General features: G+C 59.7%; 19 protein-coding genes and 1 other RNA gene. 8 read left to right on the forward strand and 12 right to left on the reverse strand.

The features are described 5' to 3' along the window. Positions 1-59 precede the first annotated feature (59 nt). The 7 genes from P2081_RS08330 to acuI form a co-directional block, all read right to left on the reverse strand. The gene (locus tag P2081_RS08330; RefSeq protein ID WP_278922420.1) at positions 60-788 is read right to left on the reverse strand and encodes an alanyl-tRNA editing protein; all 729 of its coding nucleotides are present in this window, start codon (positions 786-788) and stop codon (positions 60-62) included. Then, positions 775-3195 (reverse strand): DUF3772 domain-containing protein, encoded by a 2421-nt coding sequence (locus tag P2081_RS08335; RefSeq protein ID WP_278922668.1) that lies wholly within the window; start codon positions 3193-3195, stop codon positions 775-777. Before P2081_RS08335 ends, P2081_RS08330 begins: the two co-directional genes overlap by 14 nt. A gap of 122 nt (positions 3196-3317) precedes the next feature. Then, positions 3318-4352: a cysteine synthase A gene (locus P2081_RS08340; protein WP_278922421.1), complete on the reverse strand. Its 1035-nt coding sequence runs from the start codon at positions 4350-4352 to the stop codon at positions 3318-3320. 69 nt (positions 4353-4421) lie between these two features. After that, positions 4422-5546, reverse strand: coding sequence for an NUDIX domain-containing protein (locus tag P2081_RS08345; RefSeq protein ID WP_278922422.1), 1125 nt, complete (start codon positions 5544-5546; stop codon positions 4422-4424). Positions 5547-5573: 27 nt separating this feature from the next. Continuing rightward, positions 5574-6014 (reverse strand): TrgA family protein, encoded by a 441-nt coding sequence (locus tag P2081_RS08350; RefSeq protein ID WP_278922423.1) that lies wholly within the window; start codon positions 6012-6014, stop codon positions 5574-5576. A gap of 101 nt (positions 6015-6115) precedes the next feature. After that, positions 6116-7339, reverse strand: a complete 1224-nt coding sequence (locus P2081_RS08355) for an aminotransferase class V-fold PLP-dependent enzyme (RefSeq protein ID WP_278922424.1) — start codon at positions 7337-7339, stop codon at positions 6116-6118. A gap of 313 nt (positions 7340-7652) precedes the next feature. Then, positions 7653-8648 carry an acryloyl-CoA reductase gene (gene acuI, locus P2081_RS08360; RefSeq protein ID WP_278922425.1) on the reverse strand — a complete coding sequence of 332 codons (996 nt, stop codon included), beginning with the start codon at positions 8646-8648 and terminating at the stop codon, positions 7653-7655. A 234-nt stretch (positions 8649-8882) separates the two neighbouring features. Here acuI and P2081_RS08365 point away from each other — a divergent pair, with 234 nt between their 5' ends. From P2081_RS08365 to P2081_RS08380, 4 genes are all read left to right on the forward strand, one after another. Further along, the gene (locus P2081_RS08365) at positions 8883-9608 is read left to right on the forward strand and encodes a FadR/GntR family transcriptional regulator (protein ID WP_278922426.1); all 726 of its coding nucleotides are present in this window, start codon (positions 8883-8885) and stop codon (positions 9606-9608) included. Positions 9609-9780: 172 nt separating this feature from the next. Further along, positions 9781-10131, forward strand: a transfer-messenger RNA (tmRNA) gene (gene ssrA, locus P2081_RS08370). Between the two features lie 162 nt (positions 10132-10293). Then, positions 10294-11574 carry a chromate efflux transporter gene (gene chrA / locus P2081_RS08375; protein ID WP_278922427.1) on the forward strand — a complete coding sequence of 427 codons (1281 nt, stop codon included), beginning with the start codon at positions 10294-10296 and terminating at the stop codon, positions 11572-11574. A gap of 150 nt (positions 11575-11724) precedes the next feature. Continuing rightward, positions 11725-12195 (forward strand): SspB family protein, encoded by a 471-nt coding sequence (locus P2081_RS08380; RefSeq protein WP_278922428.1) that lies wholly within the window; start codon positions 11725-11727, stop codon positions 12193-12195. A 213-nt stretch (positions 12196-12408) separates the two neighbouring features. Here the strand turns inward: P2081_RS08380 and P2081_RS08385 are convergent, their stop codons facing one another. Continuing rightward, positions 12409-13023: a hypothetical protein gene (locus P2081_RS08385; protein WP_278922429.1), complete on the reverse strand. Its 615-nt coding sequence runs from the start codon at positions 13021-13023 to the stop codon at positions 12409-12411. A gap of 250 nt (positions 13024-13273) precedes the next feature. Between P2081_RS08385 and fumC the strand changes: the two genes are divergently transcribed. The 3 genes from fumC to P2081_RS08400 are packed head-to-tail and all read left to right on the forward strand — an operon-like array spanning position 13274 to position 15074. Beyond that, the gene (gene fumC / locus P2081_RS08390; protein ID WP_278922430.1) at positions 13274-14668 is read left to right on the forward strand and encodes a class II fumarate hydratase; all 1395 of its coding nucleotides are present in this window, start codon (positions 13274-13276) and stop codon (positions 14666-14668) included. Next, positions 14668-14844 (forward strand): DUF4169 family protein, encoded by a 177-nt coding sequence (locus tag P2081_RS08395; protein WP_278922431.1) that lies wholly within the window; start codon positions 14668-14670, stop codon positions 14842-14844. The genes fumC and P2081_RS08395 overlap by 1 nt, the downstream gene beginning before the upstream one ends. After that, positions 14841-15074, forward strand: coding sequence for a ribbon-helix-helix domain-containing protein (locus P2081_RS08400; RefSeq protein ID WP_278922432.1), 234 nt, complete (start codon positions 14841-14843; stop codon positions 15072-15074). Before P2081_RS08395 ends, P2081_RS08400 begins: the two co-directional genes overlap by 4 nt. Here P2081_RS08400 and P2081_RS08405 read toward each other — a convergent pair. The 3 genes from P2081_RS08405 to P2081_RS08415 all read right to left on the reverse strand — a co-directional run bounded on the left by P2081_RS08405 (position 15065) and on the right by P2081_RS08415 (position 18695). Next, the gene (locus P2081_RS08405) at positions 15065-16495 is read right to left on the reverse strand and encodes a cytochrome P450 (protein ID WP_278922433.1); all 1431 of its coding nucleotides are present in this window, start codon (positions 16493-16495) and stop codon (positions 15065-15067) included. The genes P2081_RS08400 and P2081_RS08405 overlap by 10 nt on opposite strands. Beyond that, positions 16492-17796: a hypothetical protein gene (locus tag P2081_RS08410; RefSeq protein WP_278922669.1), complete on the reverse strand. Its 1305-nt coding sequence runs from the start codon at positions 17794-17796 to the stop codon at positions 16492-16494. Before P2081_RS08410 ends, P2081_RS08405 begins: the two co-directional genes overlap by 4 nt. Before the next feature lie 146 nt (positions 17797-17942). Continuing rightward, positions 17943-18695, reverse strand: coding sequence for a cytochrome c biogenesis CcdA family protein (locus tag P2081_RS08415; RefSeq protein WP_278922434.1), 753 nt, complete (start codon positions 18693-18695; stop codon positions 17943-17945). A gap of 115 nt (positions 18696-18810) precedes the next feature. Here P2081_RS08415 and P2081_RS08420 point away from each other — a divergent pair, with 115 nt between their 5' ends. Further along, positions 18811-19041 carry a sulfurtransferase TusA family protein gene (locus tag P2081_RS08420; RefSeq protein ID WP_278922670.1) on the forward strand — a complete coding sequence of 77 codons (231 nt, stop codon included), beginning with the start codon at positions 18811-18813 and terminating at the stop codon, positions 19039-19041. 68 nt (positions 19042-19109) lie between these two features. On the opposite strand, the gene P2081_RS08425 is transcribed toward P2081_RS08420, so the two are convergent. Next, complete coding sequence (locus P2081_RS08425) at positions 19110-19502, reverse strand: nuclear transport factor 2 family protein (protein WP_278922435.1); 393 nt, start codon at positions 19500-19502, stop codon at positions 19110-19112. Positions 19503-19618: the final 116 nt, after the last annotated feature.

Genomic DNA, 19618 nt, shown 5'->3' on the forward strand with positions numbered 1-19618 from the left:
TCAGAAACGGAAATGCAAGGCCCGTTCTTGCAAAAATGTCATCTTTTTCAAAACCTTTTTCAATCAACGAGATGCAGGTATATGCGGCGGTTCTGCTTGCCCTTTTTTTCCATCTTTCCGATGCGGATTTGGCCGATTTCAGAGCTGCGTTTTACATGGGTCCCGCCGCAGGGCTGCAGATCCACCTGCCCGGCACCGCTGCCGATCTGCACCAGACGGATCGACCCGGCGCCGCGCGGGGGCGAGACCGACATGGTTTTCACCAACTGCGGCTTGGCATCCAGCTCCGCCTCGCTGATCCAGCTCTCGGTGACTTCCAGGTCCCGGTTGATCAGCTCTTGCAACTGATCCTGCAGGGCCTGCTTGTCAGCCGGGGCTTCGGGCATGTTGAAATCAAGCCGTCCCTTGCTGGCGGTGATTGCCCCGCCCGAGACCTCAAAGGGGACCGCAACCAACAACAGATGCAGCGCCGTATGCACCCGCATATGGCCATAGCGCCGCCGCCAGTCCAGCTGTTGGCTTACCTGCGCGCCAATGGGGGGAAGCGGGTCGTCGGCGGCGCAGATCATGACCGCACCCCCAGCCGTGCCCTTGACAGTGTTGTCCACCCGGCAGGTGCCAGCCGCCCAGGCAAGACGGCCAGTATCGCCCGGCTGGCCGCCACCGGTTGGGTAAAACAGGCTACGATCCAGCACCAGGCCACCATCCGGCAGATGCGCTGTCACACGGGCCTGCGCCTCTTGCAGGTAGGCGTCCTGACCATAGAGTGCGGCACTATCGGTCTGCATCTGACTCTCCATCGCTGTCTGTGGTTTCCTCGGTTGGGGTGACTTGCAGATCGTCCAGATCCGGTTGCACCGACTGGCCGCCTGCCACCGGGGCGGGCTGACCGCCCGCCGTCTCTGCTGCCCGCGCGCCGCCGGTCAGAACCTCAGGGTTGCGCAGCCACAGATCACGCTGAGCAAAGGGAATTTCGATCTCTTCTGCCGCAAAGCGGGCCGCGATCTCATAGTTGAGATCAGATTTCACCGACAAGACCCAGTTCACATCTCGCAGGATAGCGCGAATTTCAAAATCAAGACTATCGGCACCAAACCCCTGAAAGATCACATTGGGCGGCGGGTTCAACAGCACCATCGGATGCGACTGTGCGATCTCTCTAAGGATGGATTCAACCCGGCGCGGATCGGTGCCATAGGCAACGCCCACAGGTACGATCACCCGGCCCACCGTATTGCCACGGGTATAATTGGTGACAGTCCCGGTGATCAGATCCGAATTTGGGACAATCACATCGCTGCGGTCAAAGGTCTCAATCCGGGTGGAGCGCACCGAAATATCGCGCACATAGCCCATCAGACCGCCAACCTCGATCCAGTCGCCTTTGGAAATCGGGCGCTCCACCAACAGGATGATCCCAGAGACAAAGTTTGACACGATGGTCTGCAGACCAAAGCCAATCCCAACAGAGAGCGCACCGGCAACAATGGCCAGGGACGACAGATCCAGCCCCGCCATGGAAATGGCCACCAGCGCGGCGAGGAAAACCCCGACGTAGCCGACACCGGACACAATGGCATTCTGTCCGCCCGGATCGATCTTGGTTTTTGGCAGTAAGGACGTGCGCAGGTTGCTTTGCAACAGACGGGTGGCCCCATAGCCGATGGCAAAAACCACCACAAAGCTCAGGAAGACCGCAGGTGAAATCCGGGTATCGCCAAGCTGAAATCCGTCCAGAAAGCGCGACCACAATTCGGTCAAATCAGCAACCCGTCCGCCCCAGATCAGTGCCACAACCGGCACCGCCAGCAGCGTCAAGACAAAGCCGATGGCCACAATCATCAGGGAGTCATAGGCGGCAGCCCCCTGCCCCGACGCCCAGGCATAGAGATCGGCCAAAAAGCGTCGAAGCAAGATCAGCGCCGCAAAGAGAGCCAAAGTGGAGATCGCCGGGTAAATCATGGCTTCGGCCGCATTCACATAGCCCACAGCGGCCAAGATCGGGGCCACAACCCCAAGAAAATGTACAATGCGCCTGAGAACCGAAAGCGCACGGTTGGCCCCAACTGCCACCCGGTTTTCGCCGTCCTGGTCTTCCTCCGCTTCGGCGGTGGCGATGTTGGCACGCCCAATCCGGTTCAACCGGTAAAGCCCCAAGGCCGCCACAAGGATCAGTGGGAAGGACAGCACCGCACGGCTTTCAACCGTGGTATTTTCCAGCAGATAGAACTGGTTCAATGCATCCTGTATCACCAGGACAATGGCCAGAGCATCCATGATCAGACGCGCTTCTCCAAGCCGCCCCCCTGTGCCTGACACGGCAGAACTATCCCGTCGGACAACAAAAATCTGCTCGCCCAGCCAATGGAAGGTCAGAATGACAAAGGCCCAGCCCGGCACATGCTCCAACATCAAGGTGCCACGCAGTCCCAGAATACCGGAGAGTTCGACCGCCGCCACCAGCACAATGATGCCCAATAGCGGCAGGATCACCTGCAAGAGCGAGACAACAAAGGTCCAGACCCCGGTACCGCGCGCCCCAAGCTGGCGCAGATACTCTCCCATGCGGCGGGCCCAGGGACGGCCGCGCAGGATCAGCAAGCCGCCCATCAGAAGCAGCGCCAGAATGGCCGGCAGCCGGTTAGAAATCCGCTCGATCGTGGTATCGTTGCTGATCTGTGCCTTGGTTTCATGCCAAAAGGTAAGCCCGGCGCGCGAGAGAACCAGCACAGCGCCTGGCCACAGCTCCGGGTTCAGCGGCGATGGTCCACGCTCCAGCAGGTGTCGGGTACGCCGCTCACGAATGATCGTGTCGATTTCGCCGATCAAGCCATCCGCTCGGCTATAGGCCTCTTGCGCGATCATGCGCGGCACCCTCAGCTTGTTCAGCTGAACAGTCAGATTTTGCCGCAGATCAGCAATGTCTTCAGGTTCGCTCTTGCCTTCTGCCGGGGCCTCTCCCAGCGCCGCGATCTGCCCCTCAAGCGTATCAATACGCTCCGCATTCGCGCCTTTCACCTCCTGAAACCGTTGCCGATACTGGGTCAGTTCCTTGCGTAATTTTTCAAAGGCCGCACTAGAGGCGCGCCCCGTATCAATCGCCTGTTCGGCCCTGACGGCGGCCTTTTCCCATTGATGCAAATAGCTGCGTTCTTCTGTGCTGACCTGCGCAAAAACCTGCCCGGCGCAGAGCATCAGAATCAGCGCAAGAGCAACAAACCGGCCGATAAGACGCAGCGTACTCGCGCGCCAAAATGTCTGAGGCCGCAAAATTGCGACCTCAGGGATAAAGCGGGGAGATAGGGGGGAAATGCGGGTCATACGTCCTCAAAAACACCTGGAATAGAGGCAGGTATATGCGTCATCCAATCTGGCACCGGCAGATCTTTTTCGCGCAGGAAATCTGGGTTGAACAGCTTGGATTGATAGCGGGTACCATAGTCGCACAGGACGGTCACAATGGTATGCCCCGGCCCCATATCCTTGGCCATCCGCACAGCCCCGGCAATATTGATTGCCGAAGAACCACCAAGCACCAGACCTTCTTCATGCAGCAGATCAAAGACATAGGGCAGCGCCTCGGTATCGGTGATCTGGTAACTGAAATCGGGCTTGAACCCTTCCAGGTTCTTGGTGATCCGCACCTGGCCAATGCCTTCGGCAATCGAAGACCCCTCCATCGCGATTTCACCAGTGGTATAGTAGGAATACAGTCCAGCCCCCATCGGATCTGCCAGGGCAATCTTCACGCCTTTGGGCTGCAGCGCCTCGGCGACGCCCGCCAGGGTGCCACCAGATCCAACCGCACAGGTAAAGCCGTCAACCTTGCCATCGGTCTGTTCCCAGATTTCGGGGCCGGTGGTTTCAACGTGGGACTGCTTGTTTGCAACGTTGTCGAACTGATTGGCCCAGATCGCGCCGTTTGGCTCTGTCTTGGCCAGCTCTTTTGCCAGACGCTCGGAGTAGCGCACAAAGTTGTTGGGATTGCGATAGGGGGCCGCTGGCACCTGTACCAATTGCGCGCCTGCCAGACGCAGCATGTCCTTTTTCTCTTCGGACTGGGTTTCCGGGATCACGATCACGGTCTTGAAGCCCATCGAGGCGCCCACCAGCGCCAGGCCAATACCCGTATTGCCGGCCGTGCCTTCCACAATGGTTCCGCCCGGCTTTAGTTCACCACGCGCAATCGCATCCTTGATAATATAAAGCGCCGCCCGGTCTTTGACCGATTGACCGGGGTTCATGAACTCCGCCTTGCCCAGAATTTCACATCCGGTCTCATCGCTGACGCGGTTCAGACGGATCAGAGGAGTGTGGCCAATGGCGTCGGCCAGATCGCGTGCAATGCGCATGGTATCCCTTTCGATCATTCCCCCAAGATGTAACCAAGGGGGCAGGCCTTCACAAGATGCGAAGCTGCCTTAGCGCACCATAGCCCGCAGCCGTTCACGGTGGCGTGACAGCCAGAGCGCGGCCGTCACCAGCGGCATATCCTGGTAGCTATGGTTGTCGACCCGCTGCATCAAGTCGTCAAAATTAAGAATTTCGCTGCGCAGATCTTCGTTTTCGCCCGCGACACCGCCGCCGCCACGAATATCAGAAAGGTTCGTAATCCCAACAAATATATGAATAAATTCCCCTGATGCACCACTAGAGGGATAGGCATGGGTCACCGCCTCCAGCTGTGAAATGGTGACACCGGCCTCTTCGGTGGCCTCGCGCCGGGCGGCCTGCTCGGGCGTCTCTCCGGGATCAATCAGCCCGGCGACTGGTTCCCACATCCAGGGGCGCTTTTCGCCGGCGATATAGGTTGCGGCACGAAACTGTTCCACCAGCAGCACCTGATCGCGCAGCGGATCATAGGGCAGCACCACAGACGCCCGCCCCACCAGCGCCACCCCGCGGTTCACCACCGGGCTCATGGATCCGTCATAGCGACGGAACTGAAGATCCATTTCCTCCATCGCAAAGAAGTTCACATAGGCGCGCTTATGCGCCTTGACCTGCACATCGCGCGACAGATCATGCGCCGGATCCTCGGGGCGGGCCTGCGCCGCCAACCAGGCTGCCGCCCGCCTGCGGATCGCGGGGAACGATCTGCGCATATCCTGCGCCGAGACCCGCCCGCGATAGGCCATGACCTCTTCTGCAGCCCGCAGCGTCAAGGCCCCCGATTTTGCCACCCAGCTCGCCAGATCCCAGGGGGCACCCGGCCGCCACTGCCCCGGCGTCGGAAAATAGACCTGCGCGCCAACCTGTTCGCCGCTGGGCAGGCAGACCGTGATTGGCTGCAGCGCATAGTCAAAACCGCCCTCGTAGTAGTCAAGCGCCGCCAGATCCTGCGCCGTCAGCCCCCGCACCAAGATCCCCTGTGCGCTCTGTCCGGGGGCGGTGGCGATCATCGGAAAGATCTGGTCCTGCACGGCAAAAACCGCGTGATCTGCGAGGGCCACTTCGGTGACATCAAGGTCGCCGCCCACGCGCCCCAAGACCAGCTCCAGCAGCGGCCGATAGCGCAGCGTGCCATAGAAAAATAGATCAACCACGTCTTTTAACCCATTGTTAAGGTGTGCTTATGACCAGCGCTTATGCGCATACTCGGCCAATAGCCCCGCCACACAGCCGCCAATCACCAAGGGCACTAGAACCGCTGGCGTTGCGATCTGAAAGAAGAACTCGATCGACAAGGTGAAGATCGCCAGCAGCGCGTCAAACGGGCCACCGTAGCGGTTGCGCATGGCCCGGTCGAACATCTCCCAGGCCCCCTGAACGAACAGCGCCCAAAGCACCATTACCGCCATCCCGGTCAGCCCGTTGTTCAGCGCCGGCACCAGACCATTGCCAACCCGCTGCCCCATGTAGATCCAGCCCGTCAGCAAGCCCAGCACCACGTTGACATGAAAGAAATAGCCAGGATCGGTTTCCTCTGGCATATCGGCAATCACTTGATCAGAAACGAGATAGGCGAGCAGCGCCAGAACAATGGCTGCTATCAGGCGTGCAGTTGTAGGCATGGGCGTCTCTGTCCTTTCTGGTCTAAGGTTTCGCTGGTGTCAGGGCCGCTGAACCCCGGGAGCAAAGCGAACCTACCTTACCCCCGGTCATGTTTGGCCGATTATAGCACCTGATCCAGCACCTCGATCAGCTTGGCGACCTCTTCGACGCTGGTGTAATGGGTAAAGCTCAACCGCAAGACCCCCTCGCCGGGGTCCACTCCCATCGCCGAGAGCGCTCGCCCGGCGTAGAAATCGCTGCCGCCTGCCAGTATGCCATGCGCGGCCAATTGGGCCGCGACAGGTTCAGCCGGGCGGTTCAACGCCAGTGCCACGGTCGGCGCCCGCTGGGCCGCGTCACCTGGGCCAAGCAGCCGCAGATCATTGCGGGATTTCACCGCATCCAACAGCGGTTGCAACAGCGTGATCTCGTGGCTGCGCATCAGATCATGGGCAAAGCCAGCCCGCGCCGCGGCACCGCTACTAGGGCCGCCATGGTGGTCACAAAGCGCATCAAAATAATCCGCCATGCCTGCACTGGCCGCCACCTGCGCATGATCCGGCCCCGCCGGGGTGAACCTTTTATAAAGTACGTCGCCGTTGAAATGATGCGCCTGATTGGGAAGCAATTGCCCCAATTCGCGCCGCATCACCATCAGCCCTTGATGGGGGCCAAAGGTCTTATAGGCAGAAAACAGATAGATATCCGGCCCCAGATCCGCCACATTGGGCAGCCCATGTGGCGCATAGGACACCCCATCAACACAGACAAAGGCACCGGCGGCATGGGACATCGCAGTGATCTCGGTCACCGGATTTATTTCCCCGACCACGTTGGAACAATGGGGAAAACAGACGAGCCGCACCTTTTCATCCAACAGCCCCTCCAGCTTGGCCGGGTCCAGGTGCCCGGTCTGCGGGTCGATCTGCCATTCACGAATCTCGATTCCGTCTTCGGCCAGACGCCGCCAGGGGCCAGTGTTCGCTTCGTGATCCTGGTTGGTCACGACAATAGCCTCGCCCGGGTGCAGCATCTGGCGAAAGGCCTGGGCCAGAACATAGGTGTTCTGGGTCGTTGACGGGCCAAAACTCAGCTCATCCGTTGCCACCCCCAACATTGCCGCCAGCCGCTGACGCGCTTCATCCATTTCGGTGCCGGCCGTTCTGGACGGTTCATAGGGCGCATAGGGCTGCACCTTGCGCTGGGTGTAATATCGCGTCAGCCGGTCAACCACCTGGCGGCAGGTATAGGATCCGCCTGCATTTTCAAAGAAGGCCTTCCCCTGCAAGCTTGGTTCTTGAAAGGCAGGAAACTGCCCGCGTACAAAATCAATATCCAGCGCCATTAATGCTCTCCCACTATTCTTGGCAAAAGAGATGCAGGTCTAAGGGGGGGAGGTCAAGGCTGACGGGAACTCTCGGTCTGGATAAACAGGCATTCTTGCCGTCAGGCGATGATGGGGTGATGAAGGACTGGCCACCGAAGGTCCGGGACCAGTCACAGTCAGGCAAATCACGGGCAGGCAAATCACGGGCAGGCCGGGGCAGGCAGCATCTTCACCTGCCCGACTGCACCCGCTTTATCTGCAGCCTGTAGCCGCAGCTGCAACTTGCAGCCCTTGACCGGCCCGTATCATGGCCCGGCACTGCACAGCCCAGTCAGGCATTTACATCCACCACAACGCGCCCCTTGACCTGCCCCTTCAAGATATCTGCGCCCAATTGTGGCAGATCAGACAGAACGGCCGGTTTCACCATTTCGTCCAGCCGGTCCAGCGGCAGGTCCGTCGCCAGCCGCGCCCATGCACGGGTCCGATTGCCATAGGGCTGCAACACGGAATCGATGCCCAGCAAATTCACTCCGCGCAACAGAAAGGGGATCACGGTTGCCGGCAGCGCCGCGCCCCCGGCCAGCCCCACCGCCGCAACTGAAGCACCATATTTCATCTGCCCCAGCACCCGAGCCAGCATCTCGCCCCCCACAGCATCAATGCAGCCTGCCCAGGTCTCGCTTTCTAGCGGGCGCTTCACCGTCTCGTTCAGATCTTCACGTGGCACAATCCGGCTGGCCCCAAGCCCCCGCAGGTACTCTCCGGTTTCAGGCCGCCCCGTCACCGCCGCCACCTCATAGCCAAGATGGGCCAGAATTGCGGTCGCAACCGATCCAACCCCGCCCGCAGCGCCGGTCACCAGAACCGGCCCCCGCCCCGGTGTCAGCCCGTGGTCCTCCAGCGCCATAATCGACAGCATTGCAGTAAGACCCGCCGTGCCCACCGCCATGGCCCGGCGGGGGTCCAGCCCAGCGGGCAGCGGCACCAACCAATCGGCTTTCACCCGCGCCTTCTGGCTGTAACCGCCCCAGTGCGCCTCTCCGACGCGCCAGCCGGTCAGAATGACCTTATCCCCCGGCTTGTAGCGCGCATCGTCGCTGGCCTCGACAGTGCCAGCAAAATCAATACCCGGCACATGCGGATAGCGACGCACCAATCCGCCCCCCTTCGGGCTCAGACACAGGCCATCCTTATAGTTCACGGTCGAATATTCGACAGCAACAGTGACCTCCCCCTCGGGCAGCTGATCCAGGCTTATCTGCTCGACAGCTGCGGCCCCAAGGCCGCTGTCTGCATCTTGACGTACGATAAGGGCGTTGAACATGTGATTTCCTCCTTGAGTTTTCGCGCCACCTGTCCTTGGCAACATGATTGGCCTTGCAGGGTCTGCGGACCTGTCGCTGCCCGGAGCGCATCAATTGTCTGACATTTGATGCGATCTGTGCCACATCCTTTAATGTCTGACAATTGATTTTTGTATGCGGCACCGCTATCTCCCTCCCAGCCCCAGCCCCTAGTCTCCGCAGCGCCAAACAAACGCCCCCGAAGGAGGCAGCACATGCAGATCAACCCACAAAGCCGCGACGACCTATCGGCCCAGATTGCCAAGGCAATCAAAGATGCCATCATCCAGGGGGATCTTATCGTGGATGCGCGCCTGCCTTCAGAGGCCGAACTCTGCGCCCAGTTTCAAGTCTCTCGCCCCACCGTGCGCGAGGCCCTCAAACGGCTGGCGGCGCAGTCGCTGATCCGTACCCAGCGCGGTGCCACCGGGGGGGCCTTTGTCAACCGGCTCAATTTTGAGGATGCCTATGCGCAGCATATCACCACCTCAACCCTGCTGCTAAGCATGAACGCCGTCAGCTTTGAAACAGCCTGCGAGGCGCGCTATGCGCTTGAACGGGCCTGCGCGCCACTCGCAGCCCATAGACGCAAGGCAGAGCACCTCGCGATCATGCGGGCAGAAATTCGACACCAAAGCGAGCCAGACCTCTCGGATGAAGCCTTTTGCACCTCGGATGTCACCTTTCACCGCGCCCTGGTGGATGCAGCCGCCAACCCGGTGCTCTCCTACCAACTGGCCGGCGCTGTTGAGGCCATGCAACCCCTGATGAACATCATCACATTTTCGGCCCGCGACCGGGCCAAAATTATCGCCCTGCATATCCGGATCGCGGATGCCATCGCGGCAGGCGACGGCTTGGCGGCTGACGCAGGTCTTGTTCAGCTTGAACAGGAAACCCTTTATCTCGCCAAAACAGTCTTCGACGCGCGCTCGGCCTGATTGCAGCCCATCCCCCCCCTTTTTGCCCCTTGTCTTCCTTCCATGTTCATTTGGCCCCAAATATCCCGGGGGTGCCGGTGCTCAGCACCGGCGGGGGCTGGCCCCCTTTCTGCGCAGCCTGTTTTTGCTGCAGACAGAAAACCGCAACCGCAAACAAAAAAATGAAGCATCCCCACTTCAAATCCCCCCGGTATTCGCCTATATCTTGGGTGTTCCTTCGGGAACTATGGACATAAATGCGCTCGTAATACACGGATCGGACCCGGGGGCGGTACCCGGCGACTCCACCAAACATGCTTCATTTGGGCATCATGGGGTCGAAACAGGATCGACGGACGTCTAAAGGGGTTAGCTTTGTCTCGGCTGTCTGCCACCGTTATCGGCGAAAACTGTACAATTGCAAATGACAATCGTGCTCCGGTAGCCCTGGCTGCGTAAGCAGTTCGGAAAACCGAAAATTAAGTCCTTATGCCTAGCAGCGTAAGGCGGGGTTCGCAGGTACCTGGCAACAGAAACCTGCACTTCTCCCCCCCAAAAAAAACGCCCCATAAAATCGCAAAATCAGGCTGTGCCCTCGGCTCTTGCTTGGCCTGCCCCCTTGGGTTCAGACCGTGACAGGCTTTGGGCTGGACTTGGCGGCAGCGATGTTCTTTACCCGAACGCGATGATCACTGGGGCAAAACGCATGACAACAGTATCTTGGGGCGAGATGTGGCGGGTTTTTGGCCGGATCGGCTTGCTGAGCTTTGGTGGCCCGGCCGCCCAGATCGCGGTGATGCATCGAGAGCTGGTCGAAGAACGCCCCTGGCTGGACGAAGACAGCTTTCTGCGCGGGCTGTCCTTTTGCATGTTGCTGCCCGGCCCCGAAGCAATGCAGCTGTGTACCTATACGGGCTGGCGGTTGCGCGGCACGGTCGGCGGGCTGTTGGCCGGGCTCTTGTTTGTTCTGCCCGGTGCCTGTGTCATTGCGTTATTGGTCTGGCTCTACGCTCAATTTGGCAGTGTCCCCGGTGTGCAGGCCGCCTTTCTTGGCATCAAGGCCGCAGTTGTGGTCATCGTCTTGCAAGCACTGTGGAGATTGAGCCATAAGGCCCTGAAACGGCAGCAGGATTGGTGGCTGGCCGGATTGGGCTTTATCGCGCTCTTTGCCTTTGGCCTCCCTTTTCCAGTGGTGATCCTTACCGCCGCAGTCTGGGGGCTGTGCCGCCCGGCCCCGCCCTTTTCTGCCCCGCTTGCTGCGCGCCACAACACAACCAGCCAAAGCCTGCATAGCCTGGTGATTTGGGGCACGCTTTGGCTGCTGCCGCTGGTGCTGCTTAGCCTTGCAGGCGCAGAGTTCCTTGCCGGGATCGGCTGGTTCTTCGCCAAGCTCGCCGTGGTCAGTTTTGGCGGCGCTTACGCGGTGCTCGCCTATATGAGCCAAGCGGTAGTGCAACAACATCACTGGATCAGCGCCGGTGAGATGATCGATGCCCTGGGTCTGGCAGAGACCACGCCAGGACCGCTGATCCTGGTCACCCAGTTTGTCGCCATGCTGGCCGGTTTGAAACAGGGCGGCGTCGGGCTCTATCTCGCCACGGGGGTCACTGCACTTTGGGCAACCTTCATGCCGTGTTTCCTGTGGATTTTTGCCGCAGCGCCGCATCTGGAACGCCTCGCCGCGCAACCACGGCTGGCCTCGGCGTTGAAATCCATCACCGCCGTGGTCACCGGAGTGATCTTCAATCTGATGATCTGGTTCACCCTGCATGTGCTGTTCCGGCAGGTCGGAGTGCTGGACTTCGGCCCGTTTGCCATGCCTTGGCCCAGCCTGCACAGCTGGGATCCGGCGGCGGCATTTCTGGTTCTGATTGCGCCACCCCTGGCCTATTTGCTCAAGGGGCGACTGTTCTGGCTCTTGCTGATCATGGCTGGCCTCGGCCTCTTGGTGCACGCCGCCAGCCAGGGTCTGGCCGTGCTTGGCTGATGGCAATATGGGGCCGCGGGTCGACAAGGAAATTCCAGGCCGGAAACGCCTGCTAGGCCCCCCAAAATATTTACAAAACTAGTAGGGCTGCTCTTTAATTTCTGCTAGAATTCACTATGCTGATGCAGCAATTTAATAAGGGTGGCTTTCATGTCGCGTGAAATCGACTACGGAAATCTGATGCACACCGCCATGCGCGGCCTCATTCGCACCGTCCTGCAGGATGTGGCGGACAAAGGCTTGCCAGGCAGCCATCACTTCTTCATCACCTTTGACACCACCCATCCAGACGCCCAACTGGCGGATTGGCTGCGTGATCGCTACCCCGGTGAAATGACCGTGGTGATGCAGCATTGGTATGACAACCTTGAAGTTGGGGAAGATGGTTTCGGCATCACCCTCAACTTTGGCGATGCGCCAGAGCCGCTTTATATTCCCTATGACTCGATCGCGACCTTTGTTGATCCATCTGTGGAATTCGGGCTTCGTTTTGAATCTGCCGAAGATCACGACGATGACGATGACGACCCTCTGGATGAAACCGGCGAGGATCACGACGACGAGCCCCCCACCTCAACTGACGGGGAAGTGGTATCCTTGGACAGTTTTCGCAAAAACTAGCCCCCGTGGTCGAGGGGGCGCGCTATAGGCTGATATCACAGGGCGCAATCACGTCGGCTTGCGCCCGCGGACTGCAGCCATGCCCCCATGATACAGACCAATTGCGCAGGCGATGCCCCACGTGCCAGTAAACCATGCCTGGAATGCATCGCTTATATTTTCCGGAAAGCCGCTTTCTATCGTCAAGCAGCGCCCCAACATGGGGTCAGCGACCTATTGGCGCAGCAAATCAACCTCGATCTGACGCAGAGCCACCCCATTGCGATGCGACCGGAACACCAGATGCAATCCAGTCTCTGTAAGACTACGATCATATTGCTGGATCTCGTAGTCGCCATTGGGATGGATGAACATGGAAAACACCGTCAGTACATCCCCTGTCAGGCGGGCCCAGACATAGGGGCGCCCCTTCATCGGGTCATGCTGCTCTGAATGGCCAAAAAGGTCGCGCTGCATCGCAGCGGCGAAGATCCCTGCGCGATCACTTGGCAGAAAGGAGACGTCATAGGATTTCACCTTGCGCCGCCCGTCTTCCTGTTCGCTGGCGGTTGTCCACCGAACAGAAAATCCCTTGCCAGATTCTGCGATTTCAACGCTGATGTCGCGCTCAATCTCTTCACCCGCTGCGGTTTCAAACGTCGCCTTGCCGCCGTAGCGGCCAAAAAAGTCCTCGATCTCATGCGCTGAGAGCGGCGTTGCCAGCAGCAGGACAATAGCGACAATCCAGGCCAGAAACCGCCCTAGGGGGCCAGTCACAGCGCGCGCCGGTTCGGACAGCAGCCCTGATCCGGCATGCATCGGAGGGTTGGATACAATGGTATTTCTCACATCGGCCCCCTGTTTCAAACATACGCAGCTATGTGCCACCAGTGTATAGATCTGCGGCGATCTGGCAATGACCGCAAACAGACAAGACGCCGCACCGGCAAAACTGGGCGCATTTTTTCTGTTCCCCTGCCGATGATTGGCTATGATGCGCGCAACTGGCCAATTGCGTCGCGCCGATGCAGAGGATAAATGGCATGCAACCGCATACCAGACCAAGTTTAGACTGCATATAGACTGAGAGAGAGACAAGATGTCCGATACCCGTACCGAAACCGACAGCTTTGGCCCACTAGAAGTCCCTACAGACAAATATTGGGGTGCTCAGACCCAACGCTCTATCATGAATTTCCCCATCGGCTGGGAAAAGCAGCCCACCGCCATCGTGCGGGCGCTGGGGGTGATCAAGCAGGCCTGTGCCATGGCCAACAAGGCCTCTGGCAAGATGGAGCCACGCATCGCCGATGCGGTCATTGCTGCCGCCGGCGAAGTCATCGAAGGCAAGTTTGACGATAACTTCCCGCTGGTGGTCTGGCAAACCGGCTCTGGCACCCAGTCCAACATGAACTCCAACGAGGTGATCGCCAACCGCGCCATCGAAATGCTGGGCGGCGTCATCGGATCCAAGGACCCCGTCCACCCCAATGACCACTGCAACATGGGGCAATCCTCAAACGACACCTTCCCCACGGCCATGCATATTGCCACCGCCATGTCGGTGCGGGACGTGCTGCTGCCCGGTCTGGAGAAACTCGCCAAGGGTCTGGAAGCCAAATCCGAAGAGTTCAAGGACATCATCAAGATCGGCCGCACCCATACCCAGGATGCCACACCGCTGACACTGGGCCAGGAATTCGGCGGCTATGCCCACCAGATCCGTCAGGGTATTGCCCGCGTAGAGCTGGCCATGCCCGGCATCTATGAACTGGCACAGGGCGGCACCGCCGTTGGTACCGGGTTGAACACCCAGAAAGGCTGGAGCGAGACCGTTGCGGCCAATATGGCCGAAATCACCGATCTGCCCTTTGTCACCGCCCCCAACAAGTTTGAGGCCCTGGCAGCCCATGATGCCATGGTGTTCCTGTCGGGTGCCCTCGCGACCATCGCGGGCAGCTGCTACAAGATCGCCAGCGACATCCGCTTCCTCGGCTCCGGCCCCCGCTCTGGCCTGGGAGAGCTGATCCTGCCCGAGAATGAGCCTGGCTCTTCGATCATGCCCGGCAAGGTGAACCCAACCCAGGCCGAGGCGCTGACGCAGGTGGCTGCCCATGTCATGGGCAATGACGCCGCGATCAAATTTGCCGGCAGCCAGGGCCATTTTGAGCTGAACGTCTATAACCCGATGATGTCCTACAACCTGTTGCAGTCGATCCAGCTCTTGGGTGATGCCACCGACAGCTTTACCGAACGGATGCTCAACGGCATTCAGGCCAATGAGCCACGCATTGAAAAGCTGATGAAGGAAAGCCTGATGCTGGTGACCGCCCTGGCGCCAACCATCGGCTATGACAATGCCACCAAGGTCGCCAAGACAGCGCATAAGAATGGCACCACCCTAAAAGAAGAGGCCATCGCACTTGGCTTTGTGGATGAGGCGACGTTTGATGCGGTTGTGCGCCCCGAGCAGATGATCGGTCCCAAGGACTGATGGGTAAGCCGGTCAATCTGAACCGGTTTCGAAAGACACAGGCGCGGGCCAAGGACAAGGCCCGCGCTGACCGGAATGCTGTCAAATTTGGCCGCAGTAAATCAGAAAAAGAGCTTGAAAAAGCCCGCAGCCAAAAGGCCAGCCGCGATCTTGACGGCCACAAGGGCGAAGAATGAACAGCCGCCCGCGCAAGCATTCGTTGACCCTGCGCGGTCATCGCACCTCTGTCTCGCTGGAAGATCCGTTTTGGCTGGCCTTTCGCCAGATTGCCGACAGAACCAAGCGCCCGATCAACGAACTGGCTGCCGAGATCGACGAAAAGCGCGGTGCCGATTGCGGCTTGGCCTCGGCCATTCGCCTGTTTGTGCTAGGTGATCTGCAGGCGCAGCTATCAGATCAAGACTGATCAGCGCCGTGGCGCGGGGTGATCTGCAGCCAGATCCCATTTCTGGAGCGCACCGTAAGATGTGCCACCGGCACTGGCGCCTTTTCGGCACTGCAGCTAAGCTTGAAATCACGCAGGATCATCGACAGGATCAGCGGGCCTTCGACCATGGCAAAGCCCGCCCCCGGACAGACCCGCGCGCCGCTTGAAAACGGAATATAGGCCTCACGCTGGCATTTCTTGCCATTTTCACTGTGCCACCGGGTCGGATCAAAACCATCCGGGTTGTCCCAAAGTCGGGTATGACGATGCAGATGCCAGGGGCTTAGGACAATCTGCGCGCCCTTTGGGACGCTGCGATTGCGAAAAGTGACCGGGCAGCTGGCCTCGCGCACCATCATCGGCACTGGCGGATACAGCCGCAGCGCCTCGCGGAACACGTCCCGCGACAGGCGCAGTTTCGATACGGCGGCAAAGCCCGGATCCTCCAGAACGGCGGCCTCTTGCGCCAATTTCTCTTGCCAATCAGGATAGAGCGCCATCAGGTAGAGCGTCCAGGCCAGGGCCGAGGCGCTGGTCTCGTGCCCTGCAAGGAAAAAGATCGCAACCTGATCGACCATTTCAGCGGTGTCAAAGCGTTCTGCGGTTTTGGGGTCGCTGGTGGTCATGATCTTGGTCGCAAGATCCTGCGGCGCATCCCCCCGCGCAATTGCCGCCATGCGCTGCTGCGTCAGTTCAGTGATCAGGGCACGGATCTTATCGGCACTGGCACGGGTGTCGGGGCGAAAGAAGCGCGGCATCCATTTTGGCAGCGGCACAAAGGCCGCAAGGTTCAGCAGCGGCTGGCTGCGCTGATAGGCGCGAAATCGGTCAAAGACCTCACTTGCCACGGTATTTTCAATCGGAATGGAAAACAGGGTGCGAAAGATAACATCCGCGGCCACATGGCTGGTGACTTCTTCGACTTCGACCTCATCGCCCTGCCCTAGCTGCTGATGCAGCCGCTCTACCGCAGCCTCTGCCGCCGCGCGCATCGCCGGATAGGTCTCTTTCAGGCGACCACCTTCAAAGGCCGGATCAATGATGCGGCGCTGCCGCTTCCAGGTATCGCCATTGGTCAGGAACACCGAATCCCCCAGCAGCGGCTTCAGCCCTTCGGCGATGCGATCCGATTTGGGAAAGTTATCAGCCTCGTCCTTCAGCACCCGTTTGATCAGATCGGGCTGATTGATCAGGAAAGAGCGAAAACTCGGGGCGCGAAATTCCGCCATCCAGGCCCGATAAAGCTTAGCCGGCTGCGCCGACAGGATGTCTTCGCGAAACAGCCGCAGATACCGCCAGAAAGAAACCTTGCTGGGGCGCGCCGGAGGTTTTGGCGGCTCTGGCCTTACGATGCGCTGCGGGGCCGACCGGTGCGACGACTGCGCCTTAGTATCTGTCATTCTAACTTCACCGAGGTGAATTTGGAGGCCGCCACATCAATGCGCGACATCGAAGCGCGCCGCCCTGCATAGCGTGCCCGCAGGGTCTGCGCCCCCGCCGTGACGCAGAAATAATCATAGTCGCCTGGCTGATCAAAGGCGCAAAGATACTGGAAATGCAGCCGAAAAAACCGCCACCGCAGCGCCGCCCACCGTGCAGGGCTGAGCGTCTGGGTAAAAGCCGCAGAAATCACCAGCGGCCAGCGTTTTTCCGGCGGGGCGACACCGCTTACCGCAACCGGATCACAGAGAGCGAAGGCGCAACCATCCCCCGGTGCCGAGACATCAATCCAAGCGATTTCCGCCCGCTGCGAAAGGTAGCGCAGATCCGCGCGCAACCGTTCTGCACACGGTAGAAAGGATACCATAGGCACCACCTGCCCAAGGGTCAGAAACCCGATTTCAGGCGCATCCGCAGGCAGGCCTTCGCGCAGGACATCGGCCAGCACCGAAATCCCCACATGGGCCCCGGATGAATGGCCCACCACCAGCAGCTCATCCATCGTGCCCTCGGCCAGTGCCCTTTGTATTTCCTGCTTAAAGACGGCGATACGCGCCTCCAGCGCTGGCGGGTTGGCCCCATGCGCAGCAGCCGAATAGGCGTAATCATGCATCAGATAATAGGCGAAGAACCTGCCATCCTGGACCTTGAACCATCTGAGCAGCGCCACCGAAGCCCAAAGGCCAAGCCCCCAGCCTGGCAGCGGCACCAGCCACCACAGCTGCGGCACAATCTGCGTCATCAGGGCCCTGCAGACCGCCGACACCGCGCCAAACAGGATCAATGCCAGCAGCGCCTGCAGCAGCAACATCCCTACAGGGTAAAGCGCTGCAATCACCGGCCCTTTGCGCAGCCACATCAGGCGGCGCAGCGTCCCCGAGGTGATATAAATCCAGGCGGTACGCAGCAGTTGCACATAGGTCGCCGCGATAGAGGTCTCCATGCTCTCGCGCACAATATCGGACCAGACCAGCACGCTGAAATCTGTCTTTGTGTGCTGCCCATCAATGCAGGCCGAAACCTGCCAGCCATAGGGGCGGCCCTGCACGGCGGTGCCATGTTGCGCTGCGTCTTGGTCTGGGGTCTTGGGCTGTTGCCGCGCAATCGCGATGTCATAGCCACTGATCTTTGCCTGAGCGGCCGCTTCCTTGCGGTACAATTCGCGGTAACGACGCGGGTGAATGGGATCATAGCCCGGAATGTAAAACACCCGGCGCATTCGGACCGGTGCCGCCTGCGCTGCGGCGCCATCGGCCTGCATCTCTTGCGATGTTGAAAATGCTGCGCTGCGCTCCATGTCCCGGCCTCTTACCCTTGCGGTGCAAGCCTAGACCGGATTTTCGGCCAGAGTAAGGCGCGCGCCGCGGAAACGCCCCCCTTTTGCAGGGGCGCCCCCAATTCAGGCTGTTAGCCCAGTGTCGCCAGGAAAGGAAAGGCCTCCAGCAGCCACCAGGAAAAGGTCGAAAACAGCCCCGTCACCAGCATGAAGCCCACCAGCAGCAGCAGCGCCCCCATCAGCTTTTCAATCAGCCCCATATGGCGTTTCATCTTGGTCATAAGCACCATGGACCGGTTGAGGAAAATCGCCGCCAAGAGGAACGGCACCCCAAGACCAATGGCATAGACCCCAAGCAACACGGTGCCCCGGCTGACCGAGGCCTCAGAGGCGGCGAGAGACAAGATCGCGCCCAGTTGCGGCCCGATACAAGGGGTCCAGCCAAAGGCAAAGGCCAGCCCAAGGACATAGGCGCCCAGCACCGACCCGCCGGCCTGGCCGGTCTCCACCCTTGCTTCGCGGTCCAGGATAGTAATGCGAAACACCGACAGAAAATGCAGGCCAAAGATAATCACCACCACGCCAGAGGCCTTGGCAAAGAGTTCCTGATTCTGCAGCACAAAGGCGCCAAACAACGAGGCGGTGAAGCCCAGCAGCAAGAATACGGTCGACAGCCCCATGACAAAGAACAGGGCCGATAGGACCACCTTGCGGCGCGCAGCGGCAGTGCCCTGCATTTCGCCAATGGAAACGCCGCTCATATAAGCCAGATAGGGCGGTACGATCGGCAGCACACAGGGCGACAGAAAGCTGATAAGCCCCCCTAGCAGCGCAACAAACATGGCAGGCAACAGGCCTGCGTCGATGATCTCTATTCCAAACATGTCATTCCCCGGAAACTGACCTTGCGCACCCTTAGACCAGCCACGGGCAAAGGTCACGGGGCACAATGGTCACATCCCTGTGGACAGGCCGTGATTGGCAGATTATCTGATGCCTATGATCAAAAGCGACGCCACCCTCGATGCCCTTGGGCTGCTGTGCCCCCTGCCCGTGCTTAAGGCACGCAAACGGCTTAAATCGCTGGCGAAAGGCGATATTCTTGAGGTGCTCGCAGACGATCCTGCCGCGCTGATTGATATGCCGCATTTCTGCGCGGAATCCGGGCATGAATTTCTGGGTCAGAGCGCCGGTGACGGACACCAGATCTATTTGATCCGTAAGGTCTGATCCGCAAGGGCAAGCTCGCTGTGCCTGCCTGCACATCAATGTGATTTCTGTTCGCGCAAAAGAGAGGCTCAGCCGCTGGCCAGAGGCGTGTCTTGGCTAAAGATGTTGATCCAGCCTTCGCCCTGCCACTGCCAGATGGAAGAGACATACATATCCTCCGCGTGTTCGCAATCCGGACGGGTGAACCGCGCGCGGTAAGACAGGCACTGGCAGCCGGGGCCAAGATTCAGAAGCCGGGCGTCGCTCAACTGATAGCTGGCCACCGATGGCCCCGCATCAAGCTGCGCCACATGATCCTGACGATTGGCAAAGCCGCTTGGGTAGACGCCCAGGAAATCAGGGTGAAGTGCCGCCGTATCTGCGGCCGGATCACCGCGGATCAAGGCCTCCCAGACCAGCCTTTCGCAGTCCAGGATTTCTGGCAACTCCACCGAGGCGGGCAAAGACGTCTGTTTTTGCATAGGGTTGAAACCTCAGGTTTGTGAGGTGGCCGCCATCGCCGGGGTGGCGACACCTGCGGGCACTCTCCTGCAGGAATAGGGGATACGGAAAAGAGATGAAGACAGCCCCCTACCGC

The sequence above is a fragment of the Pseudophaeobacter profundi genome (genome assembly GCF_029697505.1).
GTDB classification, from domain to species: Bacteria; Pseudomonadota; Alphaproteobacteria; order Rhodobacterales; family Rhodobacteraceae; genus Pseudophaeobacter; species Pseudophaeobacter profundi.